Origin of the sequence: Faecalibaculum rodentium, assembly GCF_001564455.1 — a bacterium.
Classification (GTDB): Bacteria; Bacillota_I; Bacilli_A; order Erysipelotrichales; family Erysipelotrichaceae; genus Faecalibaculum; species Faecalibaculum rodentium.
Genome location: NZ_CP011391.1, coordinates 660891 through 675847 on the forward strand (window position 1 = coordinate 660891; position 14957 = coordinate 675847).

Genomic DNA, 14957 nt, shown 5'->3' on the forward strand with positions numbered 1-14957 from the left:
TGCAAGTATGCCGAGAATGATCGAGAGGATCGCACATCCCGCCAATCTGGAAACAGCCTGCAGGAAGGTGAAAGCCAACAAAGGCAGTGCCGGAGTCGATGGGATGGGGGCGGAAGAACTGTCCGGATACATGGAGGCTCACAAGGAGGAGATCAGTAATGGTCTGCTGAAAGGGACCTATAAGCCCCAGCCTGCAAGAAGGGTCTATATCCCCAAACCAAACGGGAAGAAAAGGCCCCTGGGCATCCCCACAGTCGTTGACAGGGTGATCCAGCAGGCAGTGAGTCAGCAGTTGTCGCAAGTCTATGAGCCAGTATTCAGCGAATACAGCTATGGATTCCGACCGGACAGGAGTGCCCAGCAGGCGGTCCTGCAAGCCATGGTCTACCTGAACGAAGGATATGACTGGATCGTGGATCTGGACATAGAGAAGTTCTTTGACCGGGTGAATCAGGACAAGCTGATCTCCATCATCCGGGAACAGATGAATGAATCCGAAGTACTGGGACTCATTCGGAAATTCCTGAAAGCAGGAGTGATGGAGAATGGCGTGAAGCAGAAAACAGAGGAAGGAACGCCTCAGGGTGGCCCGCTGTCCCCGCTTCTGGCCAATATCTATCTGGACAAGTTCGACAAGGAGCTTGAAAAGAGAGGACTGCGATTCGTGAGGTATGCGGATGACTGCATCATCTTCACGAAGAGCGAAAAGGCGGCACACCGTGTGATGGCCAGTGTGATCAGCTGGCTGAAGCGGAAGCTGTTCCTGACAGCCAGCGCTGAGAAAACCAGAGTAGTGAGACCAACCAAAGGAAAGTTCCCTGGGTTCACATTCTGGAAAGGCAGCGATGGATGGAAGTGCAGGCCGCATGATGACAGCAAGAAACGCCTGAAGGAGAAGATCAGGAGCGTGACTGTCCGCAGAAAAGCGGCGGCCATACCGCTGGCGGTCACATTCACGAGGATCAACCAGATCGTACGGGGATGGATCAACTACTACCGAATCGGTGCGATGAGTATGTGGCTGAAGGAAACATTTGGCCCATGGATGAGGCACCGGGTGAGGGTAGTGATCCTGAAGCAGTGGAAGCACAGGGGAACGATTTTCACCAACCTGTGGAAGCTCAATGGACGGATCAGCCACCCATTTCCCAAGTCATATGTCTTTGCGCAGAGCATGACGCACTGCGGCTGGTACAGACTGGGAAACAACGAAGTGGTGAATATGATCCTGAACCCGCACATTCTCTCGTTGAAAAGAAAGGATCGGCCTGGACTGGTCGATCCCTGGAAATACTACTCTTGTGCATAAGTGTCATGTAGACATGAACCGCCGTATACGGATCCGTACGTACGGTGGTGTGAGAGGGAGGGGCAGAACTAACCTGTCTCTCCCTACTCTATGTTTGTGGCGAGGGTCATGGCGGTGAAGAGACGGATACACAGTGAGGACGCTGACAGAACCGGATACAAAAAGATCCCGGATTTCTCCGGGGTCCACAGTGACGATGGCCCAAATGTGACCATTCTTTAAGATAACTCGAACTGGTTTCGAGATGTATTCTCCTGGTGGAGGTGAGGAGAATCGAACTCCTGTCTGCACAGCGTCCCACGATCCTGCCTCTACAGCTTAGTCCATCTTTGTACACTTCCTCTTACGGCATGGACAACCACAGAAGGAAGGTCTGGCGAAATTGTCGGTACCGCTGCCTGCCGGACAGCGGACTTAGTCATTCAGGTTTCTCACGCAATGACAGCTGATGACAGGCTGTCAAAGGGGCTGCAAGAGATAAGTACTCTTAAATTAAGCAGCAAAGGCCATCTGGCCGTAGTTGTTGTTTCTAGCGTTTCGCTTTAGGTTTGGTCTTTACGGAACCACCCGGCTGCAGCAGGATCCAGACATCTGTACATCGAATGCCTGAACACCCCCATGGACAAATATTTTAGCACAATAAACATCCTGTTGTCCATGGAATGCTCAGTAAAACCTGGCCGACAGTCCCCGACAGCCCGGACACATCCCGACATTCCCGCACTGTCCAGGCATTGCCAGCCGGTCTGGACCCTGAATCCACAGGAAGACTCTCTGCTCTGCAAAGACAGCCTGTATGCAATCAACAAGGACAGGGAACAGGCCGCAGAAAAAGCCAGGTCAGTTCCGGATCCGGCTCTTCATGGCTTTCTCGATTTCACGCTTCGCATCCCTGGCCTTGGCGTTTTCCCGCTTGTCATGCAGGTCCCGGCCCTTTGCCAGCGCCACTTCCAGCTTTGCCAGCCCCTTTGACAGATACAGACGCACAGGAACCAGCGTATATCCCTTGATCCGTGTCGCCTGATCCAGCTTCAGGATCTCCCGCTTGTGCAGCAGCAGACTGCGGTCCCGTGTCTCATCGTGATTGAACCGGTTTCCAAAGGCATAGGGGGAAATATGCATCCCCTTGATCACAGCCTGCCCTTGGCGGATGGATACATAGCTGTCCTTCAAGTTCACCTTGCCCTGGCGGATGGACTTGATTTCCGTTCCCTGAAGCACCAGGCCGCACTCATACCGGTCAAAGAGGTCATATTCGTGTCTTGCTTTGCGGTTGACCGCAATGGTTTTTTCTTTGCTCATCTCCATTATCTTAACAAAACCGGTATCTGAACAAAACCGGCACCCTGCCAAAACCGTACAGCACCTCTGCTGCAGATGTGCAAAAGTGCAGAATGCCGGCTGCGGCCGCAAATCAAAAAGGCAGGAAGCAGCAGACAACTGTCTGCGCCCTGCCTCTCATCGGCATATACAGGAATGGAGACTGAGAGTCAGTCCGTTACTCCTCACCGTTCCAGCAATAGGTGCACAGAGACTCCCGGGGCAGGCCGATGGACTCGATCATGTCATCCAGCCGGTGGTACCGCAACGTCGTGAAATCAGACCGCCGGCGGATTTCCTCGCACATCGCGGCGTACTCCGGTGTATCCGGATCCGCATACCGCTTCAGCGTGGCTTCATCCGGCTCGCCGCCTTCCAGGTCGCGGATCACCCGCCGCGTGATGAGATCGTAGTCGGATGTGGACCGGGAAAAGTTCAGGTACTTGCATCCGTACATGATCGGCGGGCAGGCAGGCCGCACATGGACTTCCCGGGCACCGGAGTGATACAGGAATTCTGTGGTTTCCCCCAGCTGTGTTCCCCGGACGATGGAATCGTCAATGAGCAGGAGCCGCTGGTCCCTGATCAGGTCCTTGACCGGGATCAGCTTCATTTTCGCGATCATCGACCGCTGGCTCTGGTCGGTGGGCATGAACGACCTTGGCCAGGTAGGCGTGTACTTGATGAACGGCCTGGAAAACGGGATCTGCTTCTCGTTGGCATATCCCACCGCATGGGCTGTGCCGGAGTCCGGAACGCCAGCCACGCTGTCCACATCCACAGTCGCATCGCGGCGGGCGAGGATCTGACCGCAGCGGTTTCTCATGACCTCTACATTGACGCCTTCATAGGTGCTCGTGGGATACCCGTAGTACACCCAGAGAAAAGAACAGATGCGCATATCCTTCTGCGGCTGCTGCATCACATTCAGACGCTCCGGAGTCACAAACACGATTTCCCCCGGGCCCAGGTCCATGACATGTTCATACCCGAGGTTCAGGAACGCGCTGCTTTCAAACGTCACGCAATACCCCGACTCCTTGTGTCCGACGATCACAGGTGTCCGGCCGAGCCGGTCACGGCTGGCCCACAGGCCCTCCGGCGTCAGAAGCAGCACAGACAGCGAACCTTTGACCTTTTCCTGCACAAACTGCAGTCCTTCCAGAAAGGAATCCTTCAGGCTTATGAGGGCTGCCACCAGCTCCGTGGGATTGATCCCGCCGGAACTCATTTCCAGGAAATGCGTCATGCCGGCCTGGAAACACAGGTCCTTCAGCTCCTCCAGGTTGTTGATCCGGCCAACGGTCGTGATCGCAAAGCTTCCCAGATGAGAATGCATCAGCAGCGGCTGAGCCTCAAAGTCGGAAATGCATCCGATGCCCAGATTACCCCGGAACTTGGAGAGGTCTCTGTCAAATTTCGTCCGGAAGGGCGTGTTTTCAATGTTGTGAATCGCCCGCTCGAAGCCATGTTCCTTCCCGTATACGGCCATGCCCGCACGACGTGTGCCAAGGTGTGAATGATAATCGGTTCCGAAAAAGAGATCCAGAACGCAGCTTTGTGTGGAAGCCACACCAAAAAATCCGCTCATACTAATCCTCCCTGTCAGCAGTTCTTAAACCTTCATTACGCGCTCAGTGTATCGTATTCCGGCCGATGTTCCAAAAAAATTCGGTAAATTCTGTATACTTCAGGATAGAGTGACCTGTCCCCACTGCGGGCAGGCATCACCGCCAAGGAGGAACAAATCATGCTTGAGGCAGGAACCATCGCACCGGATTTCACACTGGAGGACCAGGAGGGACAGCCGGTCACACTGAGCAGTTTCCGGGGCCGCCCCGTCATTCTCTATTTTTATCCCAAAGACAACACTTCGGGATGCACCACCCAGGCACAGGGCTATACAGAGCTGAAGCCTGGCTTTGACGCAAAGGATGCCGTGGTGATCGGCATTTCGAAGGACTCCCCGGCGAGCCACCGCCGGTTTATCGACAAACAGGGACTGGATCTGATCCTGCTCTCGGACCCCGACCACAAGGTGAACGAACTGTATGATGTATGGAAGGAAAAATCCATGTACGGGAAAAAGTACTTCGGGACAGTCCGTTCGAGTTTTCTGATCAGCCCCGAGGGCGTGATCCTGAAATCCGGTGAAAAAGTGAAGCCGAAACTGGATCCCGAAACCATGCTCAAGGCCCTGGATGCCCTGCAGGACACGCCCGGAGTCCCGGGCGCAGCAGGATCCGATGGAGACAACGCATGATCCGGGTGGATCCTTTCACGCTGTTTGACAAACACTGGGCATTGCTGACAGCCGGAACAGCGGACCACTTCAACACCATGACCATCAGCTGGGGTATGCTCGGGACGCTCTGGAACAAACCCGCTGCCACCGTGTATGTTCGGGAATCCCGGTATACACTTCCGTTCATGGAGGACTCCGACTGGTTCACCATTTCCTTTTTCGATGAATCTTTCAAAAAGGACCTGGGCATCCTGGGCAGTGTCTCGGGCCGGGACCAGGACAAGATTGCGATGACCCGGCTTCATCCGGTGGCTGCAGGGGAACAGGGCCAGGCCATGGGGTTTGAGGAAGCCACAATGACGCTTGTCTGCCGGAAGCTGTACAGCCAGGGCATGGATCCCGGCGACATCCCGCAGGAAATCAAGGCCCGTTTTTATGCCGATTTTGATTTTCACCGCATGTTTGTCGGGGAAGTTATGGAAGTGGAGGCACAGTGACGGCGAAGACGGACTCACCCATCCAGACAGTGGGCATTGCCGGCCGTGGTGCCATTGGCCTGCTGTATGGCATGCAGATGCGTTCTGGTGGTGTGGAACCCTGGTACATTGCCGACGAAGAACGGATCTGGCGATATCGACAGGACCCTGTTCCGGTCAACGGCATCCCGCAGACATTCCGGTATCTGCAGCCTGGCACCACCGGGAATGAATCTGCCGGGGACAGCCATGCGGGTCCGGCGCTGGATCTTGTTCTCATCATGACCAAGGCCTCGGGACTCGAGGGTGCCCTGGAGGAAATCGCCCCTTTTGTGGACGATCACACCATCATCCTGTCATGCCTCAACGGCATCACCAGTGAGGAGATCGCCCGCGAACGATATCCCGGAAACACCATTCTGCGTACGATCGTGCAGGGGATGGATACGGTGTATCTCCATGGAGAATGCCACTATTCCCACATCGGCGAAATCCTGACCGGGTCAGATGGACCGGGCCAGGAAACAGCCGTCCGGCAGGTGAAAGCCTTTTTCGATTCCATCGGCATGCCCTGCCGCATCTGTGAGGACATTGTCCGGGAGCAGTGGAACAAGCTGATGCTCAACTGCGGCGTAAACCAGATCTGTGCGGTGTATGGCTGCGGCTATGCAGGTGCGGTCGGGGAGCACCGGGAGCTGTTTGTGCGGGTGATGGAAGAAGTCCGGCAGGTGGCACTGGCCAGGGGCATCCACCTTGGGACAGAGGATATTGACCGGTGGCTGACGGTGTGCGAAGCACTGGATGGTGCCTCCATGCCAAGCATGGCCCAGGATATCCGGGCAGGCAGACACACGGAACTGTGTCTGTTCTCCGGAACGGTGGTGCCGATGGCCGGGATTCTGGGGATCCCGGTGCCGGAACTGTCCCGGCTCCAGGACCAGATCCTGGCGCTGGAAGCAGGCATGGAACAGCCGTCCCGGCCCTGACTGCATCCTGATGCAGTCAGGATCCAGGCCACTATACAGGAAAAGCAAAGGCAGCAGCCCGAATGGCATCGGACTGCTGCCTGTTTTTCGTGTGCCCGGCATGGCATACATCCAGGTGGTGAAAGTCCACTATGGGAGCGTATCATCGCAACCGCTAACCATTAGCTCAAGGCAAGGGGCTCACTGGCAACAGGAGTTCTGAAAGAAGCCCGGCGACAAAGTTCCGGCCTGAGGAACACGAACCGCATATAAGGCCACAGACGGAGACGAGCGTGCGAAACAGCGCAAAGTCGTAATAGTTGCGGATGACTGTCTGGGGTAAATGCGGCAGGTATATGGAATGAAAGATGTATGACCTTACCCGGGGAGGTCCTGCCAGCGAGAGGAATCATCAAACCATGATGACCCCCTTCCCGCAGTAATAACGAATGGCAGGAAGTCAGCCGAGGCCATAGTAGCGAAGAAGTCCCTGTAATGGGGATGGAGTGAAGGGTCGAACGTACAATTTACTGCAAATATCAGGAATGCGTCCTGCACAACAAACCGACAAAGGACAAACCCAGAGAGCCCCTGAAGATGAGTAAGGAAGGGCAGTGCAGGAACACGTGAAAGAAAGGAGCAGCCATGAACCAGACCAGACTGATACAGCCGGAAGACCTGAGCACTCAGGAAATCTTCTCCATGGAGAACCTGACCAATGCGTGCAGACAGGTACGACGAAACAACGGAGCGGCGGGAGTAGATGGGGTCAAAGCCAGAGAACTCCCTGTGTGCCCCGGAGAGTACTGGGAACAGTTGCGGAAACAGATACTGGACCGCAGCTATAAACCACTGCCAGCCAAAAGGACCGATATCCCGAAACCGGATGGGAGCATGCGGGGACTGAATGTCCCGGCAGCCAGAGACAGAGTCGTGCAGGCCTGTCTGGCGAGCTATCTGGATTACAGGAAGGACTTCGAGATGAGCAACAGCTCATACGGGTTCAGGAAGAACAGGAGATGTGAACAGGCGATACTGAAAGGCCTCGAGTTCATGAACGACGGATATGACTGGATCGTCAACATCGACCTGAGGAAATTCTTCGATACGGTAGACCAGAACAGACTGATCCGCCTGATAGACAACCTGTTCCATAACAGGGACGTCACGTCGCTGACAAGGAAGTTCGTCAGAGCGGGAGTCATGATAGACGGAAGGCTTGTCAGGACAGAAAGAGGCATCCCGCAGGGAGGGCCGCTTTCGCCGGTACTGGCCAACATCTATCTGGACCAGGCAGACAAGGAACTGGAAAGCAGAGGGCTGAGATTCACGAGATACGCAGACGATATGCTCATCTATGTGAAATCGGAAGCCGCCACCAACAGAGTGATGAAGTCATTCAGCAACTATCTTGAAAAGAAGCTGAAGCTGGAAGTGAATGCTTCAAAATCGAAAGTGGCCAGACCGGATGAAGTGAAATATCTGGGGTTTGGCTTCAAAAGGAACAAAAGGGAATGGAAGGCGATACCGCATGAGAAGTCCATTCATGAGTTCGAGCAGAAGATGATGAAGCTGACAAAACGGAACTGGAGCGTATCTCTTGAGGAGAGGATTGAAAAAATCAATCAGGTCATCAGGGGATGGAGCAATTATTTCAGGTGTGCATGGCTGTATAAAGAAACGGTGCGCAAACTGGACAGCAAGCTCCGGAGAAGAATCAGGGCCATCATCTGGAAGCAGTGGAAAAGCATCAGGAAAAAAGAAGAGAGCCTTGTCAGGCTGGGATGTCCCAGAGACAAGGCTCACTCATATGCGTGTGCTCGGCAGGGATATGTCAGGTGCGCAACTACATTCCTGAACAAGTATATCAGAAATATACACCTGAAGAAGAAAGGCCTTCTATCCATGGAGGAATACTTCGATACGGTGGCAGAAAGGTTCATGAAAACATTTGTACGAACCGCCCAGTGCCGAACGGCATGCTGGGTGGTGTGAGAGGGTCAGATGACACCACTCGATTGTCTGTGCCGTAACGGCTGCTGATCGGATTCTGCTGCCTGACTGCCCCTGAACCGGAGGGATCCGCGAGGACGGATATCAGGCGTCGTGGTCCGGATTTTCCGGGGAATCTGCCAGCATCTCCTGCAATGTACTGCCAATGGCAGCAGCCAGTCTTGCGTGGTTTTCCTCATCCATATGCAGGCCGTCCAGCGAAGATGCTTCGGCGAAGTCTGCTGCATTCAGCAAAGTGACCGGATACGGGGCAAGGGCAGCCTGCAGCTCTTCCCACAGAAGTCTGGACTGCTCCATGGAATACCGGTTGAAGCCGCCGCCTTCGCCTTCCAGGTCCGCCAGATTGTCACCCAGGAGAATGGGGGAGACGACCAGCAGCTGCGGCTGTTTCGTTCCTTCATACAGCGTGGGGTTCATCCACTCCCGGACATATTCCCGAAGCCCGTTGGCAATGTAGCGCGCAGAGCAGTGGTAGGTGGATTTCAGGTCGTTGGTGCCCAGCATCAGGACCACCGCATCCAGCGGCTTGTGGGACAGCAGCATCATCTTCCAGGCATCATAGCCGCATTTTTCAGGCATGTGATGATCCCGGCAGACCGCGTTCCGGCTGTTGAGGCCCTCTTCCAGGATCTCTGCATCCAGAGTGCCGGCGGTGTTGAGCAGCCGCGTCCAGCGGTGATCCATCCGCTGTCCGTCAGCCGGGGAGAACCCCCAGGTGTTGGAGTCTCCGAAGCAAAGTATTCGTTTTGTCATCAGATTGCAGTGTTTCCTTTCCAATACGCACCGTCAGCCGCCAGAAGCGGGTGCAGCGGGAACCCGAGGGGGTTTATCACTTCGGACAGTCATGAACCATCCCGATGATTTTTGTGCAGCGCATCCAGTGTCTGCCGGTGCAGGTTATTCTTGAAGTCCCGGTTCTGCCGCATGAATGCCGCATACAGGATGTCGATCATCACCAGCAGCGGAAACTGCGGGGAGATGAAGTGCCCGTGGTTCATGTGAAGCAGGGAAGGCACGAGAATGACCTCGTCTGCTATGTGTGCCAGGGATTCCTGGCTGGTGGACGTGACCAGCAGCGTCCGGGCCCCGCGTTCTTTTGCGACTCCCAGATATTCCCGGAATTCCTTGCGGGCTCCGGACAGTGACAGACCGATCACAAGATCGTCGGCAGACCGGAACACCGAAAGCATGCGCATGGTGTCCACATCCGTGCAGCATTCGATGCCGACACCCACCCGCATGAAACGGCTGGCCATTTCCCTTGCTGCAATGCCCGAGGATCCAAGGCCGCTGACAAACACATGGCCGGCGTCAGAAATCATCTGCGCCACACGACAGATCTGCTCCTCGTCGATCAGGCTGTAGCTTTTGGTCAGCAGATCCTGGTAGGCATCCAGCACCTGCAGGGTCGATTCATTGATCCGGGGATCGGGTTTCGATGCAGAGAGACTGCGTTCGTACTGATAGATGAATTCCCGGTAGCCCTTGAAGCCGCATTTCTTTGCGAACCGCACAAGCGTGGCTTCCGAGACAGCCAGTTTTCTGGCCATGACCTTGAGAGCAGAGTCTTCCGGCTCGTTTTCATCCAGAAACCACTTTGCGATGGTCTTCTCTGTCTGGGTCATGCCCGGATAAGCCGCTTCGATCAGCGGGATGGCGGATTTTTCTTTGTATTGCATGGAGATCACCCCTGTACCCAGCATTGTACCCGAGAGAGCACAGGCCGCACCATGGTCAGACAGCCAGGGGCACTCCGCGATCATGCCAGTTCCGGATGTCTGTTCAGAAAATTCACCAGTGCCCCTTTCATGCCTGCGGCATTCTGGTGGCTGGCAAATTCGATTCGGGTCGCATCGGCCACCAGCGGGATGGAGTGTCGGGCGAAGGCTGTTTCAATGGGGGACCGCAGCACGCCTTCCTGTGCCATGATGCCGCCGCCGAGTACCACGACCTCGGGATTCAGGACAAAGCACAGCGCCGCAATCCCCTTGCCGAGGATCTCGCACATGGTATCGATCGCCTGGCGGCATTCAGTGTCTCCCGCTGCGGCAGCTTCGAAGATCCGGCGCCCGGTCCATTCCTCCGGGGTGCCGCCTTTGACCGCTGCCACAGTTGCAGACAGCACACTGGTGGCTGCCAGATCCTGGAAGGCTGTGCCATCCACCGGCAGGTAGCCCACTTCGCAGGCTGAGTAGGTGTGTCCGTTCAGTAGCCGGCCTTCCTCGATATAGCACCCGCCGATGCCGGTTCCTATGGTCATCACCAGGGCCGATTTTGCGCCCTGGGCATTGCCGCTGATGTATTCCGCCAGACCGGCGCAGTTTACATCGTTTTCCGCTTCCACCGGCAGGCTGAACTCCGCCAGTTCGTTTCGCAGGCTGGTCCCCTTCCAGCCGGGGATGGCATCCGTGGCATGCAGGATGGACGCTTCATCCGAGTTTACCACCCCGGCGGTGGAAATCGCGATCCCGCGAGCATCCGGGCACTCTGCCAGCAGCTCCCGGGTGATGTGCCGCAGTTTTTCCGTCAGGGCAGCGGCACCCTTCTTTGCCTCTGTGGGCGTTTCCCTGGTGCACTGCACGTCGCCTTCCGTGTTGATGACACCGTATTTGATGGCGGTGCCTCCGATGTCTATGCAGATGATGTTGTTCATGACTGTTTCCTCCTTCTGAAGTCTCTGTCGCCATTGTATTTCCAAAAACGGCGCCTTTCAGCATGAATCTGAAAGGCGCCGGGGATCAGCGGATCCGGACCTTGAAGATGGCCTTTTTCACCGTCTCCGGTTTCCCGTCGACAGCCACAGCCGTGCGGTGAGCATCTTCGGGATAGCAGACCAGGAAGTCACCGGTTTCCATGACAACCGAGGCGTTCTTTTCGCCATCCGCCGGCTGGAAATCACCCTCCGGCTGATAGACGCCGCAAGCCAGGTTGCCCAGAAAGTTCAGGTCGATCTGTTCCTTCCCGGAGATGTTCACATGCACATCCAGATAGTCTTTGTGTGCTTCCCAGAACCGGTCTTCCGGTTTCTTCGTCTCGTATTCCACGATATTCACAAACAGGCGGTCCCCGTCGATCGGGTGCTGCCCGCAGGGCAGGGAAGCCAGGTCATGGGACGACGCCCACTCCAGTGCTTCCCGGACATCGGCACTGACCGGTGCGAAAGCAGCCTGCAGGGAATCGCCGCCGTGATTCTTCAGCGTTCCCCAGATCATGCTGCGTTGCCTCCGGCAGCCGGACGGGAGATGGACTGCACATTGTCTGCTGTCTTCTTTTTCCGGAAATCACCGTATACCGTGAAGGCAGGCGCATCACTGACATGACCCGTCACCTTGTCGTAAATCCAGCTTGCGGGCAGCCCCACAGCCAGGCAGACAGCAATGGAAATCAGGGAGTAGGACCAGATGGATACATCGGCGCCGCCGTACTTGATGGCAACCATGACCACCGTGGAGGCGATGAATCCCGCGAAGGCACCGCAGGTGTTGGCCTTGCGGAAGAAGACACCCAGAATGAAGATGCCCACCAGGATGCCAAGAACGAGACCCATGAAGCCGTTGAACCATTCATAGGCAGATGTCACGCCGCCCTGGGCCAGGACTATGGCCACGACAATCGAGAAGATGCCGACGAACAGGGAGACGTACTGACCGATCCTGGTCTGCTTCTCGAAGCTGAGTTCCTTTTTCGACAGCCGGGACTGAATATCAAGAGCCCATGAGGAAGCAACGGAGTTCAGGCCGGTGGACAGAGTGGACTGCGCAGCCGCGTAGATGGCAGCCAGCAGCAGGCCGGTGATGCCCACAGGGAGTTCAAAGGCGATATAGGAAGCGAAGATTTGGTCCTGTGCCGCTGCAGGAGGCAGGGGGTTCTGCTGATAGAACACATACAGGCCGGTTCCAATCAGGTAGAACACAGTCGCCAGGCCAATGGAGAGGATGCCGTTGCCGCGCATCATCTTGTTGAGCTGCTTTGTGTCTGTGGTAGTGGTGAAGCGCTGTACGATATCCTGGCTGGATACATAGGAGCCCAGGGTGTTCAGGCCTGCACCGAAGATCATCAGGAAGACAGAGTCACGCAGGATGTTGGCGTCGAAAATCGGCTGGTCGGGCATCAGGAACTTGTGCTCGGTCCAGAAGGAGTTGAAGACTGCGCCAATACCGCCGTCGATGCTGCTCATGAGGTAGATCAGGGCGAAGACAATGCCGACAATCAGGACAGATCCCTGGATGAAGTCCGTCCAGAGCACGGATTTCAGGCCGCCTGAATAGGAGTAGATGATGGCGATGACACCCATGATCAGGATCAGGATGTTGACGTTGATGTTGGTGAGAGATGCCAGCACCATGCAGGGCAGATACATGATGATGGACATACGGCCCACCTGGTACACGATGAACATCAGGGCGCCGAGAACACGCAGTGCCTTGGAGCCAAAACGCAGTTCCAGGTAGTGATAGGCAGTGTCGATGTCCAGCTTTGCATAAACCGGCAGGAAGAAGCGGATGGCCAGAGGAATGGCGATCAGCATGCCGAGCTGTGCAAACCACATCAGCCAGGTGCCGGCATAGGAGTTGCCCGCCAGGGACAGGAAGGAAATCGGGGACAGCAGTGTCGCGAAGATGGACACGGATGTTACCCACCAGGGAATGGTTCCGTCGCCTTTGAAGTATTCCTTGCCCTTCATGTCTTTTTTGGCAAAGAACAGGCCGGCTACGAGAACGGCGCCCAGGTAGACAACCAGGATGATGAGGTCAATGACAGTAAAGCCTTGCATGTTGGTTTCTCCTTATACTCATTATTTTCTGTGGTGCTGTTTCAGACTCAGGTCGGTCTGTGATACGGGGCCGGAAGGCCCGTCGGATCAGAGGTATTTCTTCTTTGCCTCACGGATCATTTCAGCGGCTTCGGAAACGATCTTCTGGTCAGCCTCGCAAAGCGGTGCCAGGGGAGCCTTCACGCTGCCCAGTTCCAGGCCTTCGTTTTCCTTCAGGATTGCCTTGATCACCGCATACATGTTGCCGTGGGCGGAGCACATCTTGTAGATGATGGCATCCACGTCGTACTGGATGGCTCTGGCCAGATCCAGGTCTTTGTTTTCCAGGGCTTCGTTCATCTTCAGGAACAGCTCAGGCATGACACCATATGTGCCGCCGATGCCGCCTTGGGCACCGATCAGACGGCCGGAAATGAACTGTTCGTCCGGTCCGTTGAAGACGATGTAGTCCTCGCCGCCGTCCTGGCAGAACATCTGGATGTCCTGGACCGGCATGGAGGAGTTCTTGACACCGATCACACGGGGGTTTTTGCGCATTTCGGCATACAGGCCGGGTGTGAGGGCAACGCCTGCCAGCTGGGGGATGTTGTAGATCACGAAATCTGTGTTGGGTGCAGCATCGGAGATGTCGTTCCAGTACTTCGCAATGGCGTGTTCCGGAAGCTTGAAGTAAATAGGGGGAATGGCAGCAATGGCATCCACGCCCAGGCTCTCTGCATGACGGGCCAGTTCCTGGCTTTCGGCTGTGGAATTGCAGGCAACGTGGGCAATGACTGTCAGGGAACCATCGTTGGCCTTCATGACGTTTTCCAGAACCTTTTTGCGTTCATCCACTGTCTGGTAGATGCATTCGCCGCTGGACCCGTTGACATATACGCCCTTGACGCCTTTGTCAATGAAGTACTTCGTCAGGTCCTGTACGCCCTGCTCGGAAATGTTGCCGTTCTCGTCGTAGCATGCATAGAAAGCGGGGATGACGCCTTCATACTTTTCCAGGTTTCTCATGTTTGTTTCTCTCCTTTTTTCTGTTTGTCCCGATGTCCGGGAAGCTGGCGGGAATTCGTGCCATTTCAGGGAGCCAGGCAGCTGTTCTGAGCCGCTGCGCCCTTTGCAAGACTGAGTATACGGTGCAGGAAATTAATTTCAAGACAGGTGATAAAAACAGAAATTACTTTCACGAGGTGTGACGGTACCACGGTAAATGTCCAGTCAAGCAGTGAAATCCATACAAATTTAAGCGGAAAATCTGAAATCCCTTTCAGAGCAGGAAAGTTGCACAAAAAAAGAACTTCTGCATGCAGGTTGCACCGGAAGTTCTTCTGTCACACAAGCTGTATAATCGATCCAGCACCGGAAAGTCTAAAAACCGAGTGAATTCGTCCGCCACGGCTGGTAGGCGGAACTGCCGAATCCCAGGATCACCGTGAAGATGAAGGGGAAAAAGCAGAGTCCCAGGCCGTAGAGCAGTCCATGGCCGAAGGCAAAAGACAGCCGGTAGCAGCAGGTCACCTGAATGAGCATCTGGACCAGGGACAGCACCATGGAAAAGATATAGGCAAAGCCGGTGGTGGTTTCCGTCTGGAACCTGAAGACCGCGGCGAAGACAGAAATGCCGAACCATACCCAGAACAGGGAAGTGTTCCAGCAGATTTTGTAGACAATATACATATTGTAAATGGGGATGATGGCTTTCCATCCGGCTTCCCCGGCTTTCTGGAACATCATCCAGGCACCGGCAACCACGAGAATATACCAGATCACAGTCAGCACCCAGAATACGGGTGAGGCGATCAAGGGCATCAGAAACATAATGATCCCTCCTTGTTTCTTTCATTGTAGAAGCCATGCGGGGGCA

14 protein-coding genes and 1 other RNA gene are annotated in these 14957 nt (G+C 55.3%); 5 read left to right on the forward strand and 10 right to left on the reverse strand.

Annotated features, from left to right (window positions below; translation table 11 throughout):
* Positions 1-7: 7 nt before the first annotated feature.
* Entirely contained in the window at positions 8-1309 is a 1302-nt protein-coding gene (gene ltrA, locus aalo17_RS03275) for a group II intron reverse transcriptase/maturase (RefSeq protein WP_067555563.1), read from the forward strand.
* A gap of 255 nt (positions 1310-1564) precedes the next feature.
* Here the strand turns inward: ltrA (aalo17_RS03275) and ssrA are convergent.
* The 3 genes from ssrA to aalo17_RS03290 all read right to left on the reverse strand — a co-directional run bounded on the left by ssrA (position 1565) and on the right by aalo17_RS03290 (position 4220).
* Positions 1565-1927, reverse strand: a transfer-messenger RNA (tmRNA) gene (ssrA, locus tag aalo17_RS03280).
* Positions 1928-2149: 222 nt separating this feature from the next.
* Positions 2150-2611: an SsrA-binding protein SmpB gene (gene smpB, locus aalo17_RS03285; RefSeq protein ID WP_067555566.1), complete on the reverse strand. Its 462-nt coding sequence runs from the start codon at positions 2609-2611 to the stop codon at positions 2150-2152.
* 196 nt (positions 2612-2807) lie between these two features.
* Positions 2808-4220: an amidophosphoribosyltransferase gene (locus aalo17_RS03290; RefSeq protein ID WP_067555568.1), complete on the reverse strand. Its 1413-nt coding sequence runs from the start codon at positions 4218-4220 to the stop codon at positions 2808-2810.
* Positions 4221-4379: 159 nt separating this feature from the next.
* Here aalo17_RS03290 and bcp point away from each other — a divergent pair, with 159 nt between their 5' ends.
* The 4 genes from bcp to ltrA (aalo17_RS03310) all read left to right on the forward strand — a co-directional run bounded on the left by bcp (position 4380) and on the right by ltrA (aalo17_RS03310) (position 8310).
* The gene (gene bcp, locus aalo17_RS03295) at positions 4380-4892 is read left to right on the forward strand and encodes a thioredoxin-dependent thiol peroxidase (protein WP_067555571.1); all 513 of its coding nucleotides are present in this window, start codon (positions 4380-4382) and stop codon (positions 4890-4892) included.
* Entirely contained in the window at positions 4889-5371 is a 483-nt protein-coding gene (locus aalo17_RS03300) for a flavin reductase (RefSeq protein ID WP_067555574.1), read from the forward strand. The genes bcp and aalo17_RS03300 overlap by 4 nt, the downstream gene beginning before the upstream one ends.
* Positions 5368-6336 carry a ketopantoate reductase family protein gene (locus tag aalo17_RS03305; RefSeq protein WP_067555577.1) on the forward strand — a complete coding sequence of 323 codons (969 nt, stop codon included), beginning with the start codon at positions 5368-5370 and terminating at the stop codon, positions 6334-6336. Before aalo17_RS03300 ends, aalo17_RS03305 begins: the two co-directional genes overlap by 4 nt.
* Positions 6337-6960: 624 nt before the next feature.
* On the forward strand, positions 6961-8310 hold the full coding sequence (gene ltrA / locus aalo17_RS03310) for a group II intron reverse transcriptase/maturase (RefSeq protein WP_067555580.1): 1350 nt from the start codon (positions 6961-6963) through the stop codon (positions 8308-8310).
* A gap of 102 nt (positions 8311-8412) precedes the next feature.
* Here ltrA (aalo17_RS03310) and aalo17_RS03315 read toward each other — a convergent pair whose 3' ends face one another.
* The 7 genes from aalo17_RS03315 to aalo17_RS03345 form a co-directional block, all read right to left on the reverse strand.
* Positions 8413-9081, reverse strand: coding sequence for a GDSL-type esterase/lipase family protein (locus aalo17_RS03315; protein WP_067555581.1), 669 nt, complete (start codon positions 9079-9081; stop codon positions 8413-8415).
* An 89-nt stretch (positions 9082-9170) separates the two neighbouring features.
* Positions 9171-10007 (reverse strand): MurR/RpiR family transcriptional regulator, encoded by an 837-nt coding sequence (locus tag aalo17_RS03320; protein WP_067560067.1) that lies wholly within the window; start codon positions 10005-10007, stop codon positions 9171-9173.
* An 80-nt stretch (positions 10008-10087) separates the two neighbouring features.
* Positions 10088-10981, reverse strand: a complete 894-nt coding sequence (locus aalo17_RS03325; protein ID WP_067555586.1) for an ROK family protein — start codon at positions 10979-10981, stop codon at positions 10088-10090.
* An 85-nt stretch (positions 10982-11066) separates the two neighbouring features.
* Complete coding sequence (locus aalo17_RS03330) at positions 11067-11540, reverse strand: NanQ anomerase/TabA/YiaL family protein (protein ID WP_067555589.1); 474 nt, start codon at positions 11538-11540, stop codon at positions 11067-11069.
* Entirely contained in the window at positions 11537-13102 is a 1566-nt protein-coding gene (locus aalo17_RS03335; protein WP_082743216.1) for a sodium:solute symporter family protein, read from the reverse strand. Before aalo17_RS03335 ends, aalo17_RS03330 begins: the two co-directional genes overlap by 4 nt.
* 87 nt (positions 13103-13189) lie before the next feature.
* On the reverse strand, positions 13190-14107 hold the full coding sequence (locus tag aalo17_RS03340) for a dihydrodipicolinate synthase family protein (RefSeq protein ID WP_067555592.1): 918 nt from the start codon (positions 14105-14107) through the stop codon (positions 13190-13192).
* A 354-nt stretch (positions 14108-14461) separates the two neighbouring features.
* Complete coding sequence (locus tag aalo17_RS03345) at positions 14462-14911, reverse strand: DUF5684 domain-containing protein (protein WP_067555594.1); 450 nt, start codon at positions 14909-14911, stop codon at positions 14462-14464.
* Positions 14912-14957 lie beyond the last annotated feature (46 nt).